The organism is Tumebacillus flagellatus, assembly GCF_000714935.1.
GTDB classification, from domain to species: Bacteria; Bacillota; Bacilli; order Tumebacillales; family Tumebacillaceae; genus Tumebacillus; species Tumebacillus flagellatus.
Genome location: NZ_JMIR01000002.1, coordinates 66,813 through 89,358, shown reverse-complemented (window position 1 = coordinate 89,358; position 22,546 = coordinate 66,813). Strand labels below are relative to the sequence as shown.

The following is a 22,546-nucleotide window of genomic DNA, read 5'->3' as shown; positions in this document are numbered from 1 at the left end:
TCTTCCTCCGTTAGTCCTTGCTGGGGTTCGGTTTTTGATCTGGCTTTTGCCGGTACTTGTTATACGCTCCGGTAAAGTGCGGTCGCTTGTCCATTTTCCAATGAGGCACGCGAACGAACGTATCTTTGAGTTCGCTCGTTCGCAGGGGCGTGATCGGGAACAGGTAGGGCACGCCAAACGACCGCAGCGCGCACAAATGGATGCAAATTCCCAGCAGCCCGAACATGATGCCAAGCATCCCGATCATCCCGCCCAACAACAGCAACCCCAAGCGGATCAATCGAATCGTCTGTTCCAACGCATAGTGCGGAGTGGTGAACGAAGCGATCCCGGTGAGCGCGATCACGATGACGACAGGCGCGCTGACAAATCCTGCCGACACCGCAGCTTCTCCGATGACCAAAGCGCCTACGATCGTGACGGCAGACCCGGCTTGCCTTGGCAGGCGCAGGCCGGCTTCCCGCAAGATTTCGTAGGCGATTTGCATCATGAAAGTCTCAACAATGGAGGGGAAGGGCACCACTTCGTGAGCCGATGCGATGGAGATGAGCAACCGTGTGGGAATCATCTCTTGATGAAAATTGAGCATCGCCACAAACACACCGGGCAAGACCAAGGAAATGATCAACACGAAATACCGCAACAGGCGGATGGAGCTGACAAACAGAAAGCGCTGGTAGTAATCATCGGACGCTTGAAGCAGCGCGTTGAGCGTCGTGGGCAAAATCAGCACGTCGGGAGTGCCTTCGACCACCAGCGCGACGCGGCCTTCCAGCAACGCGGCGGCGACAACGTCCGGACGCTGCGTGTTTTGCACTTGCGGAAAGGGCGAATAGGGAGTGTCCTCAATGAACTCTTCCAGATAGCCCCCTTCCAAGATGCCGTCTGTTTCGATGCGCGAGACGCGGTCATGCACCTCTTGAACCAATTGCGGATCGGCGACGCCCGTGATCGAGAGGAGCACGACTTGCGTGTTCGTGTAACTTCCCAGTTCGATCATTTGGGATTTGAGGTGCGGGGAGCGAATGATGCGGCGCATGATCGACAAGTTGGTGGGGAGCGATTCTGTGAAACCCTCCTGGGAACCGCGGACGGCGGGTTCCGACTTCGGTTCTTCAATCCCCCGCTGCTCCACATGTTCAAGCCCCATGCGCAGGGCAAACTCCACCTGGTCCTGCAAGAGAATCGGATTCCCGTCCAAGATGCTGCGCGCGCATTCTTCGAGGCTCCTGATTTCCCGGACGGAAGCGACGGGCAGGCTTTCTTTCACGAGGTCGGGAAGCGAGGGGTCGCTCGGCGTCATCAACGGTTTTAAGACGCTGTCATGGAGCGCCCTGACATCGGTGAGCCCCTCTAGATAAATCAGCGCCGCTTCTTTCCGCTTGGCGATCAGAAAGGAGCGGAACACGACATTGTGCACATCGGCTAACGTCTCCTGAAGCTCCTTGACATTCTCTTGAAGGTGGAGAGAAAGGGAGGAGGGAGGCGAAACGTCCGGCGGTTCCGGACGCAAGGGTTGAGGCTTGATACGTTTTTTCATAGGGTCGTTCTCCCTTGTTTGGGATTCTCTGCTTAGTATTCATGCAGGGCGCTTCGGCTATGTACGCATCGGCAAAGTCCGCGAGATCTCGTCATCGCGTGAGGATTCTTTATTTTCGGATTTAATCTTTTACATTCTCAGGGAATTCGGTACAATGACTTTGCGGACAGAGGGGGTGCCTGTGCAATGCTTCAAGAAGTCCAAACGACTACATCCAAAAGCGGACTGTTCTCTCCGCTGAAATCTCGGAATTTTGCGGCGCTATGGGGCGGACAGACGATGTCGCGGTTCGGCGATATCCTCATGAACTTCATGTTGCCGCTGATCGTCTACGATTTGACCGCTTCCACGGTCGAGATGGGCAAGATGATGATGTTTTTAACGTTGCCCCAAGTGATCTTGCTGCCGTTCACCGGCTTGTTGGTGGACAGGTTGCATCGCGTGCGGTTGATGATCTTCACCGATGTGATTCGGTTTGCGCTCATGGCGCTCTTGGTCGCGCTCAGTGCGACCGGGCATCTGAACATGGCGAGCCTCTACCTGCTTGCGGTCATCTCCGGCGCGATGAGCGCGATCTTCAACCCGGCGTATTCCGCCGTGCGCGCGCAAGTGTTCACGCCGGACATTCGCAACGCCGCCAACTCGCTCACGATGTCGAGTTCGCAAGTGGCGAGTCTCGTCGGGCCGTCGTTAAGCGGTCTCTTGCTCGGCGTGACCACGTACTCGGTTGCGCTCGGCATCAACGCCCTGACGTTTGCGATCTCCCTTGGCACGCTGCTGATGCTTCGCGTTTCGGCACCCGCTCAGAAAGGCGGGCAATCGTGGTCGATCACGTCGTTTGCCAAGGACCTCGCAGGCGGCTATCAAGAACTGCGCAAACATGCGTGGTTGTGGATGACCATCCTCGCGTTCTGCCTCTTCAACATCTTCACGGCAGGCGTTCTGTCCGTGTTGCTCCCTTGGTTGGTGAAGCAGCATCTCGGCTGGGACGGCGTTTCGTTCGGGCTTGTCATGTCGTCAGGCGGCGTGGGAGCGCTCGTGACCGCGGCGATCTGGGGTCGACGCCAAGTGTGGAAGCGGCGCGGGATGCTCGCGTATCTGTGGATTGCGGGACAGGGCGTTTTTTTGTTCGCGATGGCGTTTGTGCATTGGCTGCCGGGGTTGATGCTTCTCGCCGCTCTGGAAGGCGCGGCGGGGATGGTCTTCGGCTTGATTTGGGAAGGCAGTTTGCAAGAACTCGTGCCCGAGGAAGCGTTCGGGCGCGTGGTCAGTCTCGATATCTTCGGCTCGATCGCGCTGCTTCCGTTCGGCTACTTGGCGACGGGGATTCTCGCGGACAAGTTCGGCGGCTTGAACGTGATCATGGTCGAGGGCGCCTGCGTGTTTGTGCTGGCTCTGTTCATGTTGACGCTCAAGCCGATTCGCAAGTTCGATTGATCACGAACCCTTCCAAGCTCTCCCACATACCCTCTTACTAGCAGCTAGGCAAGAGCGGAGGAGGGAGCTTGGATGCGGGCGTATCCTGTGAAGTTCGCCCCGGTGATCAAACCTCGCGTTTGGGGCGGAGATGAATTAAAAAAAAGCTTCGGGGTGGAGACCTCGGAGCCGATTGGCGAGTATTGGGTGCTGTCCGGACTGGAAGGCGACGCGAGCGCGGTCGTCAACGGTCCCTTGGCGGGCAAGACGCTGACCGAGCTTGCGGCGGAAATGCCGCAAGAGTATCTGGGGAGCGGATTGCGGGGCCAAGCCGGGCAGCCCTTTCCTCTTTTGATAAAGTTTTTGGAAGCGCGGGAGCATCTGTCCGTGCAGATTCACCCGGACGATGAACAGGCGCAGGCGTGGGAAGGGAGCCTCGGCAAGACGGAGGCTTGGTACATCCTCGACCATGATCCCGGTGCCACGGTGATCTACGGGCACACGTTTCCCGATGCCGAGGCGTATTGGCAAGCGGTGCGAGAGAAGCGGGTGACGGAGTATCTGCGCGAAGTGGAGATTGCGCGGGACCAGTTGATTTTCGTCCCGTCGCGGACGTTGCACGCGTTGAAAGCGGGCACGGTGCTGATCGAGATCCAGCAGAGTTCCGACATCACCTACCGCGTCTACGATTGGGAGCGCCCGCGCGAGTTGCATCTGGAGAAAGCGGCGCTCGCCATGACCTACGACGAACCGGCCCCGCTTCCCGACCAACGCCGAACCCTTTTGGAAAAAAACAACCTGTCTCATGAGCACCTGCATACCTGCCCCTATTTCACCATCGAGAAACTAACCCTCCAAAACACGTCCCACACCCTGCAAAAAAATCACCCCACCCCCGACATTCTGGTGGTGGCGGAAGGGGAGGGAACCCTTGATTCACTCCCGCTCAAACCCGGCGACACCGTCCTGCTTCCGGCAAGCACCGCAGCCTACACCCTCACGACTCCCGCTCATCTCAAACTCCTGCGCACCTATTACGTATAATTACTAGCGCTTTGAAAATTCCGTTCTTCTCTTGGTTATGCTATAGTAGTAGATTGAGATTACTTTTTCGATTTCAGGTAAAAAACCAACAGAAGGATGGTACTCATACATGATCTCCACGAACGGCATTACCCTGCGCTACGGCAAACGCGCACTTTTCGAAGACGTCAACATCAAATTCACGCCGGGCAACTGCTACGGCCTCATCGGCGCCAACGGCGCGGGCAAATCGACGTTCCTGAAAATTCTCTCCGGCGAAATCGAACCGTCCAAGGGCGAAGTCTCGATCACCCCGGGCGAACGTCTCGCCATCCTCAAACAGAACCACTTTGAATTCGACGACTTCGAAGTCCTGAAAACCGTCATCTACGGCCACAAAAAACTGTACGACATCATGGTCGAAAAAGACGCGATCTACGCCAAGGGCGACTTCTCCGAAGAAGACGGCATGCGCGCCGCCGAACTCGAAGGCGACTTTGCCGACCTCAACGGCTGGGTAGCCGAATCCGAAGCGGCGGAACTGCTCCAAGGTCTCGGCATCACCACCGACCTGCACGACAAACAAATGAAAGAACTGGACGGCTCCCAAAAAGTCCGCGTGCTCCTCGCGCAAGCCCTGTTCGGCAACCCGGACATCCTGCTGCTGGACGAACCGACCAACCACTTGGACATCGAATCGATCCGCTGGCTGGAAGACTTCATCCTCAAGTACGAAAACACCGTCATCGTCGTGTCCCATGACCGTCACTTCCTGAACACGGTCTGCACGCATATCGCCGACATCGACTTCGGCAAGATCCAAGTCTACGTCGGCAACTACGACTTCTGGTACGAATCTTCCCAACTCGCGCTCTCTCTCATGAAGAACGCGAATAAGAAGAAAGAAGAGAAAGTCAAAGAACTCGAAGAGTTCGTTCGCCGCTTCTCCGCCAACAAGTCCAAAGCGAAGCAAGCGACGTCCCGTAAGAAACTGCTCGACAAAATCACCCTCGACGACATCAAACCGTCGAGCCGCAAATACCCGTTCATCGATTTCAAACCGGACCGTGAAGCGGGCAACGACATCCTCTCCGTCAAAGACCTCACCGTCACCATCGACGGCGAGAAAGTCCTCGACAACATCTCGTTCACCCTCAACCGCGGTGACAAAGTCGCGTTTGTCGGCCCGAACGAACTGGCGAAAACCACGCTGTTCAAAGTCCTGATGGGCGAAATCCAACCGGACTCCGGCGAGTTCACGTTCGGCGTGACCACCACGCAGGCGTACTTCCCGAAAGACAACGCGGAGTACTTCGAGAACAGCGACCTCACCCTCGTCGACTGGCTGCGTCAATACAGCCGCGACCAAGACGAGACGTACGTGCGCTCCTTCCTCGGCCGCATGCTGTTCTCCGGCGAAGAATCGCTCAAGAAAGCATCCGTGCTCTCCGGCGGCGAGAAAGTCCGTTGCATGCTGTCCAAGATGATGCAAACCGGCGCGAACGTCCTGATCATGGACGAACCGACGAACCACTTGGACCTCGAATCGATCACGGCGCTCAACAACGGCCTGATCAAGTACACCGGCACTCTGCTGTTCGTCTCTCATGACCACCAGTTCGTCGAAACGATCGCGAACCGCATCATGGAGATCACTCCGAACGGCCTCGTCGACAAAGTCACCACCTACGACGAATACCTCGCCGACGACCGCGTCAAAGAACAACTGGAAAAAATGTACGCGTAACGCACGCGTACTACTTGATTCAACAACGAGGAGCCTCCGAAACCGGAAGGCTCCTTTTTGGTACAAACGGCGCGGGGAACGCACGAGCAAGGGAGGTATTCCTTTTTGTTGACAAATTGGGAACAATGTCATAATATGGCTCCTACCAGATGAAAAACGGAGGCTTCCACTTTGACTCAAACCCAAGCGAACATCTTGATCCGCTCTGCCTGCGCTCACGAACTTCCGCACGTTCTCGAACTGATCGAGGCGGCGTTTACCCAGTATACGGAAACTCCCGACGAAGCCAACGGCCGCTCGCACGCGGAGCTGTTTTCGGCGGTCTACCAGCGCTCCGACCTCGATCTCGACTTGCTCCTCGTCGCCGAAGACACGAGCACCGGCCAACTTCTCTCGATGGCGAGCTTCCTCCCGAAGCCGGCGTTGATCGGAGAGCGCGACATCAACGGCGTGATTCTCTCGCCGGTCGGCACGCTGCCGGACTGCCGCGGCCAAGGCATCGCGGAGAGCGTCTTGCGCTTCGGCCTGCAACTCGCCAAGGAAAAAGGCTATGCGTTCTCCTGCGTCCTCGGCCACCCGGACTACTACCCGCGCGTCGGCTATGTGCAAGCGTTCCCGTGGTACCGCTTGAACCAAACCCTGCCGCAGACAATCGGGGCAGGCGCAACTGCACGCCCATATGAAAAAGGCGATGAGCAATCGCTGAGCGCACTCTACAACACCGAGCGAGACGGTTTTTTCCTGAAGCCGAACCGGACGCTCTCGTGGTGGGAAACGGAACTCGCGCATCTTGGGGAACACGGACGCTGCTTCTCCGACCTCCGCGTATTCGAGCAAAACGGCGAGATCATCGGGTACGCATCGCTTGGCGAGCAAGACGACAAACTTCTGCTGAAGGAAGCGCATCTCTTGGAAAAAACGCACGCACCCGCCGTGCTGAACGCTCTCTACACCCTCGCCTCCGAACGCGGCAAGGCATCGGTGGAAGCGACGTTCCCGGCTTCCACGGCGCTCGGTCTGCAGATGAAACTCCAAGGCGCAACGGAAACGGTGCACGCGCCGTCGGCGTGGATGATGCAAGTGTTGGATTGGGAGGCGTGGCTGGAAGCGTATGCGATCCAAACGGGGATGGAGATGCTCGTGAGCTATGACGAAGCGTCGCAACAGCTCTATGTGGACGGCGAATTGCAACCGGCACTCCGCCTTGCGCCGGACGCGCTCACGAAACTGAGCCTCGGGCTGTTCACGGTCGACGAACTGCAAGCGCTCGGGCAGGCGGCTCTGCTGCAAGAGCATCACGCGCTCACCCTGCAACAGCTCTTCCCGAAGCGCAGCCCGTACTTCAACTTGAACGAATCCCTTTTCTAGATGGGGATAAAAAACCACCTGCTCCGAAGGGAACAGGTGGTTTTTACAATTCATTTAGTATCCGGCACTGTTGAGCGAAGCGAGCGTGATGCCGAAAATGAGGACGCAGATGATGAAGATCCCGTACAGAATGACCGCGATCAGGCCGGTGACGAAGCCTGCGGTCGCCATGCCGTGGCCGGCTTGACCGGAGCGGGCGATCTCTTTCTTCGAGGAAGAGCTGAGGACCATCGCAATGATGCCGGTGATGAGACCTACGTACGGGATGACCAGAGAGACGATGCCGAGAATCATGGAGGCGATCGCTTTGCCGTTGGTCGCCGGTGCCTGGGGTTGCTGATGAATCGGAGTGTTCATTGGAAAAAAATCCCCCTTATGAAAAAATGATACTCCCTGATTATAGCCTACTTCTGGAATTTAGACATCGAAATTTCGCGGGACGCTAAATGATTTTTTAGAACCGAACTTGTTGTAGATCAGGAAAAATACCGCCGCGACCACGCAGAGCACGATCATGAACCCGATCATGCCTTGAGCGGACGCCGCTTCGAACAGAAAGGCTCCGAACAGCGGCCCGACCATCCGACCTGCCGATTGTCCGCTGGTGACGATGCCTTGGAACATGCCTTCGCGTCCGGGAACGGCCATCTCCGCCGCCAGTGCGGGGACGCCCGGCCACGCGAGCATTTCGCCCATCGTGAGGATCACCATGCCGATCACAAATCCGGCGTAACTCGGCCAGAACATCACGGTGGTCATGGCGAGCGCGAACAGTCCGGCGGCGATCAAGATCTGTGTCTGCAGCGACCACGAGTACGTGCGGATGCACCAGGAGAGGAGAGGTTGCAAGAGCACGATCACCAGCCCGTTGACCGTCCACAGCACGCTGTAGCTGGAGAGCGAGATGCCGGTCGACTGCACGTACATCGACATCGTGGTCTGCCATTGGCTGTACGTGACGACCATGAGGCCGAGCCCGATGGTGAGCAGCCAGAGCGCGACCCACGTTTCGCGTTTGACTTTGGGAGCGGCTCCCGATGGGGAAGCGGAGCCGGGTTTGGTGGACTTTGCTGTTTGCACGTGCGATTCGGAGACGTTGCTCATGAAAATCGCGAGGAAGAGGAGATAGGAAAGCGCGTTGCCGTAGAACGCCATCGAAAACGAGTGCGACGCCAGCACCCCGCCGGTTGCCGCGCCGACGGCGACGCCCAAGTTGTTGGCGACATAGATCATGTTGATCGCGCGCCGCCCGCCTGAGGGCCAGATGACGGTGCTGAGCGCCCGTTGAATCGGCCAGAACGTGCCTTGGCAGAAGCCGAGCACGATCAGCAGGCCGACATAGAGCGGGAACGAGCGCCACGTGCCCATGGCGAGGAGGATCAACATCGCGGCGGTGATGGAGAGCACCAGCGTCTTGCGCCCGCTCCAGCGGTCAAACAGCCAGCCGCCCGCCAAGTTGCCGAGCAGCATCGTCGCGTATTGGCAGAGGAGCACGGTGCCTGCTGCCGTCAACGTTTTTCCGAACGTTTCAATATAGGCGGTTGTCAGCGGCCACAGAAAACTCTCCCCGATCGCAGAGATCGTCACGCTCAGAGCCATCATCCACAACGCGCGCGGATACGCCCTAAGTGATTCCAGCATGTCTGCCACCCCTGTTTTGTGTAGTTTCATTGAAGCAATTCACCCCATTGTAGCAGGGGTGTCAGGAAGCGACAAGGAGAAGGAAGAAACTTACGAAATGCTCTCCTGTATGCGGCTTCACGCTTTCAAGCGGGTGCCCAAGAACTGCGTTCGCAGGCGACTCGACTGTTGAGTCGTACGTCCGATCTGGTCGCCAGCGGCTGAAGCGGAACGGCTGCGCAGACGTTTGAAGGTCACGTCGAAGCGCAGGCGCCGGGTTTGAGCAAAAACGCCACGGTCCTTGAAAGCGCAGCGGGAGTCCTGAATACTCTTGCTGGTCAAATCGATCAAATCTTGGATTTGCGCAGACAAGCCGAGCGCTTTGAGATGGCGAGTTGGGAGTACGGCGGAGATACTCCTGACGACCTGCACCACAGACAGAACTTAGCCCGGCAAGCCGCATCCCTCCGCCACCAAGCCGACCAAGAAGCGATGCAAGCCGATTCCCTTGCGGCAGGGAAGTTGTATGAGCTTTTGTCGTTGGTATCGATTGGTTTCGAACGGGCACACCGTGATCAAAAGCAGAAAGACCTCTATCAAGAGATGGAGCGCGAACAGCAAAAACCGCTGGACCACGGAGCCGTGAAGGAAGACCCATACCCGGAACTGATCTACGACGCGTTGACAGGAGTTTTCGGGCTGGCTAAAGGATTGGCGAAGTACGCAGGGAAGAAAGCAGTTGAAGGAACTGTCGAAACAGCCTCAATAGAGGCCTCAAAAGAAGCCAGTGAAGCTGTATCTGAAACGATTCAAACTGGGGGCAGAGAACTTTCAGTTGATGATTATCTCAAGAGACTCGACCAAGCGGAAGAATTGTATGAGTCATTTAGAAAATCAAATGTTGATGTACAAGCTATTGCCAAGAATACGGGAATGACTGAAGAAAGAGTACAGAGAATAAAAGATCACTTGTTCTTTAAGGAACATATTAAAGACCATGGAGTAGGTAGTTTTGAGGCTGATTATGAGATTGCACAAGCATGGGAGAGGTTGCAAAACGGAACACACAAACAAAATGATCTTGATTTATTGAACCATGAGCTATTCGAGTCTAGATTTGAAGGGATTTTTAACACCGATTATCGGACAGCTCACGATAAAACTGTGAAATCCGGCAGACCGTGGTATCCACCTGAGGAGGAGTAACTTTGGCATCGTATGTACTATTGATAAAAGAGCATGAAGACGAAACGTCTGTAATCTATAAATTTGGCCCCAATGAGCAAGTGATGGGAAAGATTGAGCTTAATAAAGAAACTAGAAAATTCTCCGAGCTCGAATCACTACCTGATCCCAGTATTCCTTCGGCTTTTTATTTTGATAGAGCAGCGCAGAGGCTCGCGGTTTGCTTCGTTAGGGAAGGTGGGAAATTTCCGGATAGGACGTCATTTGAGTCTTAAATGTACGGGCGAGAGGTAAGATGAATACAAGTGAACTACAGCATAGATTGAACGTGACGCGCGTCCCGAAGCACTTGTTTCAGATAACAGGTGGGTTACCCAACGAAGCATTCTGTCTGAACGAGGAAGACGGCGTTTGGGAAGTCTATTATAGCGAACGCGGCGTGAAGTCGCAGTTGCGGAGATTTCATTCAGAAGCGGAGGCTTGCGAGTATTTGTATCGTACCATTCTGGAAACACTCTCTTGATTCACAACACCAACCAGGCTTGCTTCCTTTGCGATTCAGTAAAGGAGCAAGCCTTTTTTCATAAACTACCCATTTGTGAAGGAGATTAAGGCGGTTTTTGTCGAAGTAAATACTTGGATTTCAAGCTGTGAAGAGGCAGAGGAGGCTTTTATATAATGAGTTCATACACAAGTGTCACTCTCAAAGGTCTGAAACAAGAAGCAAAATTGGTACTCCAGCCGGACGGCACCCCGCATGTGAAAGCGCACAGCGACGCCGACGCGTACTTCTGCGTCGGGTATCTTCATGCCAAAAACCGCCTGCTGCAAATGGACTTCATGCGCCGCCAAGGCACCGGCCGCCTGTCGGAACTCATCGGCCCGGCTATGCTGGAGTCTGATAAATTCCAACGCGAAATCAACATCTCCCGTCTCGCCGAGAGCGAGTGGAACTTGCTCCACCAGCACGACGACACCCGCGAAGTGCTGGAAGCGTACGCCGCCGGCGTCAACGCCGTGATCGACGAATACACCGCCGGCGGACAGTGGCCGCTGCTCTTCCAACAGCTCGGCTACACCCCGGAACCGTGGACGCCGCAAGACTCCATCGTCTGCAACGCCGTCCTGTCCCAATTGCTTTCCCTCACCGAAATTCCGGTCGCCTACTCGCTGATCGCAGAGAAGTTCGGTACGGAAACCCTTGCGAAGTTGTTCCCGCTGCTGCCTCCAAACGAGCAGCAACCGTTCGACCAAGGACCGTTTGAAAAACTCCCGCCCCAACCGTTCCCGATTTCGCAGGAGCAATACTACCGTGAATTCCACGCCCAAGCCAACGCCAGCGCCGAAGAGCTGGTCGCGGCGGCGGCACAATCGAACGACCTTGACGCCGGCGTGGAATTTCTCTCCCGCGTGCACAACATCCCGTTCTTGCGGGACAAGCGCGATCGTCACTCCAACTCGTGGGCCGTCTCGGCGGAGAAATCCACGACGGGCACTCCGCTTCTGGCGGCCGACCCGCATCTCGTGCTGACGCTCCCGGCGGTGTGGTACCACGTGCACATGGAAGCGCCGGACTTCGACATCACCGGCGCGACGGTGCCGGGCATTCCGTTCGTGCTCGTCGGACGCAACCAAGACGTGGCGTGGGGCGTGACGGCAGGACAGAACGCATCGAACTTCTTCTATAGAGAGCACACCGACGAAGCACACCCGAACCAGTACCTCTGGGACGGCGCGTGGCGCGACTTTTTCTCCACGACGACGGACATTCAGGTGCGCGGACAAGAAGCGGTCTCGCACACGTACCAATCTTCGGTGCACGGCCCGATCGTCACGCGAAACGGGGCTCCGTATGCGCTGACTTGGCTGTACGGCGTGCCGAGCCGCGGCATGGCGGCGTTCCATCATGCGACGAAAGCCAAGGATGTGCACAGCTTCCGCGAGTGGATTCAACTGGGTGAATGCACGCCGCTGAACTGGGTCTGCGCCGACCGCCACAACAACATCGCGGTCACCACCGTCGGCCGCTTTGCGATGTTCCGCGAAGGCGTGACACCGTGGCTGCCGATGCCGGGCACCGGGGAAGCGGACATCATCGGGATCGTTCCGAAAGCCGCGATGCCGATGGCGACCAACCCGGACTCGCACATGCTGGCGTCCTCCAACCAGCGTCAAGCAACCGCCGAGTACCCGTACTATCTCGGCACGGCGACGAACTTCGATCCGGGCTACCGTTCCAACCGCGTCTACGAACTGCTGGCGTCCCGCGACAAACTCTCGCCGGAAGACTTCAAAACCATGCACTACGACGCAGGCGATTATCTCGCCTCGAAGATCGTTCCGCACGCCGTGAACATGCTTACCGCCACCACCGACTTGGAGAAACAAGCGTTGGAAACCCTCTCGCAATGGAACTTCCAGATGCGCACCTCCGAAGTCGCGCCGACGCTGTGGTGGTCGTTCTGGACGACGTACTTGCGCGAAACGTTCGACCCGTGGATGGTCCCGGCAGGTCTGCCGGTCGCGGAATACAACGCGTCGCCGATCGACTATCTGAACTCCGTGCTCAACCAAAATCTCGAACGCTGGACGCTGCACGAACCGGAGCACGACTGCTTCACCGATCCGTCGACGGGCGCGGTTCGCACGGCGCCGGACTTGATGCAGAAAGCTTTCACCCAAGCGGTGGCAGCGCTCCAAGAAAAACTGGGCGACGACCTCGCGCAATGGACGTGGGGCAGCGTGCATCATCGCATCATCGGCTCGATTCTCGGCGAACCGTCGTTGAGCTACGGCCCGGTTCCGGCAGACGGCGACACGTTTACGATCAACGTCGGGCCGGGGATGTTGGCGACGTTCGGCTCGTCCTACCGCATGGTGGCGGCGCTCGACCCGAATTACACCGGTCAAAGCGTCTATCCGGGCGGTCAATCGGAAGACCCGACGACACCGTGGTACACCGACCGCATCGCGCGTTGGGAGACGGGAGACTATGAAGCGTTCCGCTCCTTCGCCGAGGCGGAGGCAGACGAGGCGAACACGCAGCGCCTCCATCTGCACCCGGTGAACTAAGACCAATTTCATGCATCGTACGGGGTGGGTGCAAGTCTTATTGGGGGTTTGGACTTTAGTGATCGTGATCCTTCTGTTTGGCGTGTTGGACAGTTTGCCCAAGCGTCTGCAACTGGAAGGAGGCTGGCACGAATACGTGCTGGATATGAGCGTGGCCGCCGTGTTGCTGGTTCCGCTGTGGTATGTGGGCAGATGGCAAGCGAACCGCTTGGCGGTGAGCGTGAAGCAGTACCGCGACCTCGTGGAATCGTCGCCGTACTGCACGCTGGTGCTGATCGACGACCGGATTGTGTTTGCCAACCAAGAAGCGGCGCAACTCTTGCAGGCTCATTCACCGGAAGAGTTGCTGGGACGGGGAATCTGGGAATTCTCCGTCCGCAAGCGCGAAGCCGCGGCGGACGAGTGCTTGGCGGCGTTTCGCCAAGCGTGGATCAGCGGCAAAGTGGAGAGCGTGATCGTGGATTTGCAGGGCGTCCTGCACGACATTTCCGGCAGAGGGAGCTGGATTGACTGGCAAGGACAGCGGGCGATGCTCAGCGTCTTCCAAGACGTCACGGTCACGAAATCGTTGGTGGAAGACCGCCGGAGGGCGCGGGAAGAGATTGAGCGGCTCAGTTTGCACAACGATTTGATTTTGCAGACGGCGAGCGACGGGATTTTCGGCGTGGACTTTGAGGGGCGGATGATCTTCATCAACCCGGCGGGAGCGCGGATGCTGGGGTATGAGCCAAGCGAGTTGATCGGGCTGTACTCGCACGAGATGTTTCACCACTCGAACGCCAACGGCGACCCGTGCTCGTCCAAGGAAAGCCGCATCCAGATCTCGATGCGGGAGTTGCGGATTGAGTCGAAGAGTGACGAGGTGTTCTGGCGCAAGGACGACACGTCGTTTCCGGTGGAGTACAGTTCGGTGCCGGTGCTCTGGCAAGGAACGGTTGCCGGAGCGATCGTCACGTTTCGCGACATCACCGAACGGAAGAATACCGAAGAGCTCATGCGCCGCTCGGATACCCTGTCGGTCGTCGGCCAGTTGGCGGCGGGGATTGCGCACGAGATCCGCAACCCGCTGACGACGTTGCGCGGGTTACTCCAGTTGTTGTTGGCGGACGAGACGACGAAGTCGAAAGCTCCTTATTATGAAGTGATGCTCTCGGAGCTCGACCGGATTAATTTCATCGTCGGCGAGTTGATGATGCTGGTGAAGCCGAGGGCGCTTAGTTTTGAGCAACAGGACGTGCGGGTGATTTTGCAGAAAGTGGTGTTTTTGCTCAAGGCGCAAGCGAATCTGCACAACGTGGACTTGCGGATGGAGTTTGACGAGCAGATGCCGCTCGTGACGTGCGAAGAGAGCAAATTGAAGCAAGTGTTCATCAACGTTCTGAAAAACGCCATCGAAGCGATGCCGCACGGCGGAGAGATCGTGATCGGGGTGCAGATGTTGGGAGAGGACGAAGTGCGGGTCACCGTGCAAGACCACGGCGTCGGCATCCCTGAAATACAGCTTTCGAAGATCGGCCAGCCGTTCCACACCACTAAGGAATCCGGCACCGGCCTCGGCTTGACCGTCTCGTGGAAGATCATCGAAGACCACCGCGGCACGTTCCGGATTCACTCCCGCGAAGGCGTCGGCACGACGGTGGAAATCACGCTGCCGGTTTTGCAAACGGCGCAAGATGTGGCACTCTAGGGAGAGAGGTTTTTACTCACCCAAGGAGGTCATCCCCATCGACGGCAAAAAACGAACCAACATCCGACCGGGCTTGACGGTCGATATCGTCTTGAAGCAAGACCAGCGCACCGGCAAGCGAACGCGCGGAGTGGTCAAGGACATTTTGACCAACTCCCCGAATCATCCGCACGGCATCAAAGTGCGCCTCACCAACGGACAAGTCGGACGTGTGCAGGAAATCATCACGACGACAACTCCCTAACGAGAAACATGGAAAAGGCAGGGCACACGCCCCTGTCTTTTTCCCCTTTCACAAGGTTTTTTATGACTGGAGGTTGATCTGACAGATGGAGATGCAACACGCGATTGAAAAAACAGCACGCTGCCTCAACGCCGCCGGTGTCACGTGGGCCGCAGGTGCTTCGTGGATGCTTTTGCAAAACGGAGTGGTGGAGCAAGCGCGGGATTTTGATTTGCTCGTGAAACTCGACGATGCACAGCGCGCCAAGGAAGTCCTGCTGCAACTGGGGTCCGGCCGGCCGGGCGTCACGAAGCAGCCGTATCTGACGAAGCAGTTTTGGACGTTTGAGGTCGACGGGATGGAAATCGACATGATGGCCGGGTTTACGCTCGCGCACGCGGGCGGAGAGTATTTGTTTCCGTTTGATGAAGCGCACATCGTCGGGCACGCCGCCGTCGGCACCCAATCAGTCCCGCTCAGCGCACCCGAAGACTGGCTGGTGCTCTATCTGCTCATGGGCCGCGAACCTCGCGTTGGAGCCCTTGAAGCACACTTTCAAAAAAAAGGACTCGCCAACCCGCACTTGTTGCAAAAAGCGCTGGAGCAGCCGTTGCCGACGGAGATCCGAACGCGTGTTGAGTCGGTTTTTTCCGCTTGCCAAGGTTTCTGAATTTGCAATACAATTAGAGCAGCATGAGCGCAAGCGGTTGCACGATTTTTTCAGCCTTTAGATGCAAACGCTTTCAATCTGATGTTGCAAGTGTAAAGGGGGGTTCTGAATGAAGTTTTTTCTGCGTAAGAAGCAGGCGCGGCTCTGGTCGCTGATCACGGCATTCCTGATGGTCGTGCAAGCGGTCGGAGGTTCGATTTGGCCTGTGATCGCAGGAGCGACCGGCATCAACGGGACGTATGTGGACGGCAGCGCGATTCATTTCGTTTTGCCGAAAACGGCGATTCACGTGGAAGCCAAGGGCGGGTTTGACAACTGGAGCGATCCGGCGGTCACGCTGACCGATGACGACAACGACGGAACGTACACCGCCGATGTCACGGGACAGACGCCTGACACGCCTGTCGAGTACAAAATTCTCGTCAACGGCACTTGGATTGCCGACCCGAACTTGAGAGGCACCGCCGATTCAAACGGGGTTTTGCATCTGAGCTATGCCCCGCACTTTACGGTTGCGGGCAGCTTTGACAACAATTTCGGCACTCGCCACGACTTGACGGCGGTGCCGGGAACCGGAAACTTGGAGTACGTCAGCGACGCGTTGGCAGACGGCGATTATACGTACAAATTCATTGCGTCGGCGGACGGCTTGCCGGACATCTGGTTCCAAGATCCGACCAATACGGCCGTCTCCAACGGCAACAGCACGATCACCGTCGGCACTCCGCCGGCACCGACCGTGCAACCGGACGCGCTGACCGACCAACCGGGGGGCAAGTCCAAATGGGTGGTTGCAAGTTCCTGGCAAGGCTGGAACAACGCTTCGACCGACACCCAATTCAAGCATCTCGTCGGCGATTTCTACGAATACTCCACCGTGCTTCCGGCGGGCCATTATGATTTCAAGCTCGTCAAAAGCGGCACGTGGGACGGATATTCGGACAACGGCAACAACTTTGGCTTTGATTTGGCCGACACGTCCAAAGTTAATTTCTACGTCAACGAAGCGCTGAACCAAGCGCGCATCAACTTGCCGAACGTGCAAGGTCTTCCGCAATACACGCCGAAACTGAACGCGGATCAATGGCCGCGACTGGTCGGCGATGTGCAAACCGTGTTCGGCGAACCGGCATGGAGCCCGGACCAAGCGCAGCAGTTTTTCGTCGACTACAACTTCGACGGCTCGCTCTACAAACTGCAGCGCGCGCTTCCGGCGGGCACGTACAACATGAAAGTTGTGCAAGGCAACTCGTGGAACGGAACCGACTTCGGGACGGGCGGCAACAACTTCGTGTTGACCACGCTCGACCCGGCGGACGTGACGTTCTCGACGACGCTTGCGGACCGCAACCTCGTCTCCGATTACAAACCGGCCGACGGCAAATCGGACGGCATGATCCACCGTGACAAGATTCAATTTGACTCCCGATCGGTCACGTTCAAAAAACCGTTCGGCGCGATCAAGGAAGCGGGCGAAGACTTGACGCTTCGCATCGCGACCGAAGCGGGCGACGCGCAAGTGGTGCGTGCGGAACTGACCAACGCGCAAGGCGCGGCGTCGGCGTTTGACATGCACAAAGCCACTTCGTTTCACGACACCGACTACTGGGAAGTGACGATTCCGAAAGCGACCTTCCAAGGCATCGGCGTCTGGGGCTACAAATTCATCTTGATCGACGGACCGACCAAAGTCGAGTACGGCGACGACAGCACGCGCGGCGGCGCGGGCGTCGCGGCGGACGACGGCGCGGTTCCGTTTGACCTCACCGTCTACAAAGCGGACTTCAAAACTCCGGACTGGATGAAAAACGCAGTCGTGTATCAAATTTTCCCGGACCGTTTCTTTGACGGCAATCCGGATAACAACCGCGCCAAGACGGTGGACGGGTATCGCGGCGGCGCCGATGTGCCGGGCGTGACCAAAACCGACAAGGGCGGCTACCCGTACCAATACTTTGACGGCGGCGTCGCCAACGATCCGACTCCGGGTCAAGTGTGGGGCAAATGGTCCGATGTGCCGGAGAATCCGGACCGTACGACGCCGGAGCAGAAGCCGTACTTCCCGAATGCGAAGACGGACGGTATCTGGACGAACGAATTCTACGGCGGCGACATCCAAGGCGCGCAGCAGAAAATCGACTATTTGAAGTCGCTGGGCGTCACCGTCATCTACTTCAACCCGGTCGCATGGGCGTCTTCGAACCACAAGTACGACGCGACCGACTACAAACACCTCGATCCGATGTTCGGCGAGCCGGTGTACAACACGCCGGGCGATCCGACGTCCGGGCTGAATTACGAAGCAACCCGCGTGGCTTCCGACCGCGTCTTCTCTGAATTCGCGAAGCAAGCCCGCGCCAAGGGCATCCAATTGATCGTCGACGGCGTGTTCAACCACGTGGGCGACGACTCGATCTACTTCGACCGCTATTCCAAATACCCGGAAATCGGGGCGTACGAGTACTGGGCGAACGTGTACGACAAAGTCAACGCGGGTGAAGATCAAGCGACGGCTGTGCAGGAAGTCAACAACTTCTACACGGCGCAGATCAACCCGTTGACCGGCACGAACTACAAGTATCCGGAAGACTTCGATTTCACGACGTGGTTCAACGTCGAAAATGTCAAAGTCGACGGGCACTACAAGTATGAAGGCTGGTGGGGCTACGATTCCTTGCCGGTGATCAAAGCGCAACAACCGGCGGCAGGCGACTCCGAAGGTCTGCCGGGTGAACACGAATGGAACACCATCGGCTATCGCGACAACGTCATCGGCCACGACTTGACCGGGCTTTCCTCCGATCAACAGACGGCGCTGATGAAATTCGCAAATTCGCAGCGTTGGGAGTACTTGGGCGCGCGCGGCTGGCGTCTCGACGTCGCGCCGGACGTTTCGGCGGGCACGTGGCAGCAGTTCCGCAAAGCGGTCAAATCCACGACCGGCCTTCAAGACACCAACGGCGAAAGCATCGACGACCCGATCATCCTCGGCGAAGAGTGGGGCGTGGCGACGCGCTTCTTGCTCGGCGACCAGTTTGACTCGGTCATGAACTACCGCTTCCGAGGCGCGCTGCAAAGCTTCATCATCAGCGGCAACGCGCAGCAGTTCCACGACACGCTGGAGTCGATTCGCGAAGACTATCCGAAGGAAGCATGGCAAGTCATGCTCAACCTCGTCGATTCGCACGACACCATCCGCTCGATCACCAAGTACGACCATCCGGACTGGGAGGAAGAGCATTTCGCCATCGCGCCGGATGCAACCGACACCGCGCTGAAAAAACAAGCGCTCACCGCCATCTTCCAGATGGGCTATCCGGGTGCGCCGACGATCGATTACGGTGACGAAGTGGGCTTGACGGGCACCAAGGACCCGGACTCCCGCCGTTCGTTCCCGTGGGAGCGCGTGACGGAAACGGGCGGAACGTATGCAGGAGCCGACCGCTATGCCGGGTTGTTTGACACCTATCAAAAAGCGGCAAACCTGCGCGACAACAACGAAGCGTTCCGCACCGGCGACCTGAAAGTCGCGTACGAACAGGGCGATGTGATCGCCTATGCACGCAAAACCGACACCAAAGCAGGCTTCGTGGTGATCAACCGCGGCGCAAACAACGCCACGATCCAAGCGGACGTCGCCGGGTTCCTGCCGGACGGCCTGACTTTGCAAGACCAACTGGGCAGCAATGTCCAAGGCACCGTCACGGGCGGTAAACTCTCGCTGACCGTCCCGGGTCTGGGCGGCTTGATGATGACGAGCGCGAAAAACCTCGTCGCGGTCCCGCAAGTGCAAAACGTGCACGCCGTCGGCGGCAATCAGCAAGTCACCTTGACGTGGGATGCCGTGGCGCAAGCGACCGGCTACAACGTCTACCGCGCTCCGATCGAAGGCGGCGCGCTGCAAGTTGTCGGCTCCGTCACCGATCCGACCTGGTCGGACGTGAACGTGGAGAACGGCAAGAAGTACTACTACACCGTCACGGCGAAAACGGACAACGGAGAATCTCCGCTCAGCGACTACGCAGCGGCGACCCCGGCGTTCCCGATTCAAAGCGTGGAGATCACGCAACAGTCCACCCCGGTCACGCTCGGGGCGGGCAACACCACGTCGGAAATTCAAGTTACCGTGAACATTCCGGGCTTGACCGACGACCCGGCACTCTCCGGCAAGGAAGCGCCGAACCTGCAAGCTCGTCTCTTCTACTATAAGGAAGGCACGAGTCAGAAGTACGCGTTGGACACGAAACTGCGCTACAAGTCGGACGACGGCAACGGGTCCAAAATCTACTGGGCGAAGTTTGAGCCGACACAAGCCGGCGCGTACTACTACTTCGCCAAAGTCTCCACCGACAACGGCGAAACGTGGACGTCTTCGAGCCAGACGTATGTCGATGTCTACGCCGATCCGAACGACACCACCCCTCCGGACGCACCGGTGCTCGCGGCGATCAACGTCGAGTCGAACCAAGCGCAACTGAACTGGACGGAGAGCGCAAACGATGTGCACCAGTTCGAAATCTACCGCAAAGCACCGGGCGAATCGGAGTTCCAACTGATCTCCGTGCTGCCGAAAACCGCAACTTCTTACGTGGACTACACCGTCTCCAACGACACGCAGTACACGTACAAAGTCGCAGCGGTCGACGCTTCGTACAACCGTGCGTTCTCGACGGAACAAAGCGTCACCCCGACCCTCGTCATGGTCGACGTGAAACTGCGCGTCCACCTGCCGAGTTACACCCCGGTCAAGGACGACATCTATTTGGCGGGCGACCTCAACGGCTGGAACTCCTCGGGCTACAAATTGAACGTCCCGAGCGGCGCCACCACCCGCGATGTCGTCGAGTACAGCTTCAAGATGATGGCAGGCAAATCGATTCAGTACAAGTACACGCGCGGAACGTGGGACACCGAGGCGCTGACCTCGCACAACCGCCTCGCCAACGACACGCAAGACCCGAGTAACTACGCGTACTCGTCGACCGACACCAACATGAAGTTGACGATCAAGAACCAAGGCGGCAACCAAATGGTCGTGGACGATTATGTCTTGCGCTGGGTGGATATGCCGATGATCGTCACCATGCCGCGCATCTCCTATGGTGAAAAAATCGCGTACACGACGTCCGACGATCACTTCACGCTCAAAGCGAACGTGCCGTACGGCGTCAACTTCACGATCAACGGTCAACCGATTCAAGCGGGTCAAATGGATGCACAAGGCAACGTGCTCGTGGATAACATCCCGCTGCAGACGGGCCAAAACCACTTCACGCTGCACATCGAGCCGAGCGCCGAGACGATGAACCTTCCGTGGTACACCGACAAAGGCAGATCAAGCCAAGCGACCAAGTCGCTTGACCTCGACATCACGCGAGACGGCGGCACGAATCCGGACCCGGACCCGGGCCCGGGCCCGGGCCAAACCGTTCCGGTCACGGGTGTCGCGCTGAACACCGACCGTGTGAAAATTTCGATGAACAGCCATCCCTATCAACTGACCGCTGCCGTCCAACCGGAGAATGCGACCACCAAGGACGTGACCTGGAGCTCCAGCAACCCGAACGCGGCAACCGTCGATGAAACGGGTCTCGTCACGCCGAAACATCCGGGCGTGACCGTGATCACCGTCACGACGAAAGACGGGAACAAAACGGCCACCGCCAAAGTCACCGTCAACTACGCCGGCGGCAAGGGCAACGACGACAACAACGGCAACGGCAAGCCGGATGACAAAACCAAAACCGTCACCGAACAGGATCTCAAGGACGCGCTGAACACCGGCAACTCCTCCGATAAATCGGTAACGTTCAACGTAGACGGCAACAACCAAGTGCTCTTGCCGTCGAACGCATCCGACCTGCTCGGTGACAAAACTCTGCAACTTACCGAGAGCGATGTCACGCTGAACGTGCCGGGCAACACCTTGAAAGAGCTCTTGAAAAAAGCGAACGGTTCCATCAAAGGCGGCGAGCAAATTCTCTTGAAGATGCAACCGCTGGCAGAACAGACGAAACAAGACCTGCTCTCCAAAGCGGGTGAAACCGGCAAAGCGGGGCTCACCGCCGCGTCGAACGTTTATGACTTCCACCTCGCGCTGGTGGACGCGGACGGCCAAGAAATCGCCGCCCTCAGCCAGTTCGATCAACCGCTGACCTTGACGTTTACCGTCAACGAAAAAGCGAACAAGAAACTGGCGGGCGTCTACTGCCTCGCCGACGACGGCAAGCTGGAGTACATCGGCGGCAAATGGAATGCCGACGGCAAGTTGACCGTCGACGTGCAACACTTCTCCATGTACGCGGTGCTGGAATTCAACAAGCAGTTCAAGGACCTCTCCGCCGACCACTGGGCGTCCGGCGTGATTCAAGAACTGGCCGCCAAGCACGTGATCACCGGCACGAGCGACGACGCGTTCGAACCGGAGCGCAGCATCACCCGCGCCGAGTTCGCAGCACTCCTCGTGCGCACGCTGAACTTGAAAGCGGCGAAAGCAGCTGCCTTCACCGACGTGGCGGCAAGCGACTGGTATGCAACGTCTGTCGCGGCGGCCAACGAAGCGGGCCTCGTCTTCGGCCGCACGAGCACCGAATTTGCGCCGAACGACATCATCACCCGTGAAGAGATGGCGACGATGCTCATGCGCGCGTACGCAGTCAAATCCGGTCAGCAAGCGGACGGTCTGGCCGATCTCGGCTTCTCCGACGCAAGCGACATCTCCCCGTGGGCGAAAGCTGCCATTCAAGCAGCGGTGAAGCTCGGCTTCCTCGCAGGCGAAGACGAAAGCCACTTCGTCCCGCAAGGCCAAACGACCCGCGCGGAAAGCGCACAAGTGATCTCCAAACTGCTCGGCGAATAAGTTCCTTTTCTGCCGAAGGGACACAAAAACCGGCCTTGTCAGGAGGTCGCTGAAAAAGTCCCATTTTGAAAAAACGCATAAAGCCGTTGATCAAACAAATCCCGCATTATTGTCTACAAAAACGCTTCCTCTGGCA

General features: G+C 57.6%; 14 protein-coding genes. 11 read left to right on the top strand and 3 right to left on the bottom strand.

Features of this window, described 5'->3' with window-relative positions; genetic code table 11:
• Nucleotides 1-10: 10 nt before the first annotated feature.
• Nucleotides 11-1,540: a spore germination protein gene (locus EL26_RS02015; protein WP_081856903.1), complete on the bottom strand. Its 1,530-nt coding sequence runs from the start codon at nucleotides 1,538-1,540 to the stop codon at nucleotides 11-13.
• Nucleotides 1,541-1,726: 186 nt separating this feature from the next.
• Here EL26_RS02015 and EL26_RS02010 point away from each other — a divergent pair, with 186 nt between their 5' ends.
• The 4 genes from EL26_RS02010 (at nucleotide 1,727) to EL26_RS01995 (ending at nucleotide 7,094) form a co-directional block, all read left to right on the top strand.
• On the top strand, nucleotides 1,727-2,977 hold the full coding sequence (locus tag EL26_RS02010) for an MFS transporter (protein WP_038083944.1): 1,251 nt from the start codon (nucleotides 1,727-1,729) through the stop codon (nucleotides 2,975-2,977).
• A gap of 72 nt (nucleotides 2,978-3,049) precedes the next feature.
• Entirely contained in the window at nucleotides 3,050-4,000 is a 951-nt protein-coding gene (locus EL26_RS02005) for a type I phosphomannose isomerase catalytic subunit (RefSeq protein WP_038083942.1), read from the top strand.
• A 109-nt stretch (nucleotides 4,001-4,109) separates the two neighbouring features.
• On the top strand, nucleotides 4,110-5,726 hold the full coding sequence (locus EL26_RS02000) for an ABC-F family ATP-binding cassette domain-containing protein (protein ID WP_038083940.1): 1,617 nt from the start codon (nucleotides 4,110-4,112) through the stop codon (nucleotides 5,724-5,726).
• 171 nt (nucleotides 5,727-5,897) lie between these two features.
• Nucleotides 5,898-7,094, top strand: coding sequence for a GNAT family N-acetyltransferase (locus EL26_RS01995; RefSeq protein WP_038083938.1), 1,197 nt, complete (start codon nucleotides 5,898-5,900; stop codon nucleotides 7,092-7,094).
• A gap of 54 nt (nucleotides 7,095-7,148) precedes the next feature.
• Here the strand turns inward: EL26_RS01995 and EL26_RS01990 are convergent, their stop codons facing one another.
• Both EL26_RS01990 and EL26_RS01985 read right to left on the bottom strand, forming a co-directional pair.
• The gene (locus EL26_RS01990) at nucleotides 7,149-7,451 is read right to left on the bottom strand and encodes a DUF4190 domain-containing protein (RefSeq protein WP_038083935.1); all 303 of its coding nucleotides are present in this window, start codon (nucleotides 7,449-7,451) and stop codon (nucleotides 7,149-7,151) included.
• Between the two features lie 60 nt (nucleotides 7,452-7,511).
• The gene (locus EL26_RS01985) at nucleotides 7,512-8,735 is read right to left on the bottom strand and encodes an MDR family MFS transporter (RefSeq protein WP_038083933.1); all 1,224 of its coding nucleotides are present in this window, start codon (nucleotides 8,733-8,735) and stop codon (nucleotides 7,512-7,514) included.
• Between the two features lie 258 nt (nucleotides 8,736-8,993).
• Here EL26_RS01985 and EL26_RS25860 point away from each other — a divergent pair, with 258 nt between their 5' ends.
• The 7 genes from EL26_RS25860 (at nucleotide 8,994) to EL26_RS01950 (ending at nucleotide 22,410) form a co-directional block, all read left to right on the top strand.
• Nucleotides 8,994-9,920, top strand: a complete 927-nt coding sequence (locus EL26_RS25860; protein WP_193789819.1) for a hypothetical protein — start codon at nucleotides 8,994-8,996, stop codon at nucleotides 9,918-9,920.
• Between the two features lie 2 nt (nucleotides 9,921-9,922).
• On the top strand, nucleotides 9,923-10,174 hold the full coding sequence (locus EL26_RS26085; RefSeq protein ID WP_038083931.1) for a hypothetical protein: 252 nt from the start codon (nucleotides 9,923-9,925) through the stop codon (nucleotides 10,172-10,174).
• 403 nt (nucleotides 10,175-10,577) lie between these two features.
• A complete protein-coding gene (locus EL26_RS01970) occupies nucleotides 10,578-12,971 on the top strand; it encodes a penicillin acylase family protein (protein ID WP_052035883.1) in 2,394 nt (797 codons plus the stop codon).
• Between the two features lie 58 nt (nucleotides 12,972-13,029).
• Nucleotides 13,030-14,658: a PAS domain S-box protein gene (locus EL26_RS23300; RefSeq protein ID WP_052035882.1), complete on the top strand. Its 1,629-nt coding sequence runs from the start codon at nucleotides 13,030-13,032 to the stop codon at nucleotides 14,656-14,658.
• A 37-nt stretch (nucleotides 14,659-14,695) separates the two neighbouring features.
• A complete protein-coding gene (locus tag EL26_RS01960) occupies nucleotides 14,696-14,902 on the top strand; it encodes a YwbE family protein (RefSeq protein ID WP_038084241.1) in 207 nt (68 codons plus the stop codon).
• An 85-nt stretch (nucleotides 14,903-14,987) separates the two neighbouring features.
• Nucleotides 14,988-15,551, top strand: coding sequence for a nucleotidyltransferase family protein (locus EL26_RS01955; RefSeq protein WP_038083928.1), 564 nt, complete (start codon nucleotides 14,988-14,990; stop codon nucleotides 15,549-15,551).
• A gap of 109 nt (nucleotides 15,552-15,660) precedes the next feature.
• Nucleotides 15,661-22,410, top strand: coding sequence for an S-layer homology domain-containing protein (locus EL26_RS01950; protein ID WP_038083925.1), 6,750 nt, complete (start codon nucleotides 15,661-15,663; stop codon nucleotides 22,408-22,410).
• Nucleotides 22,411-22,546: the final 136 nt, after the last annotated feature.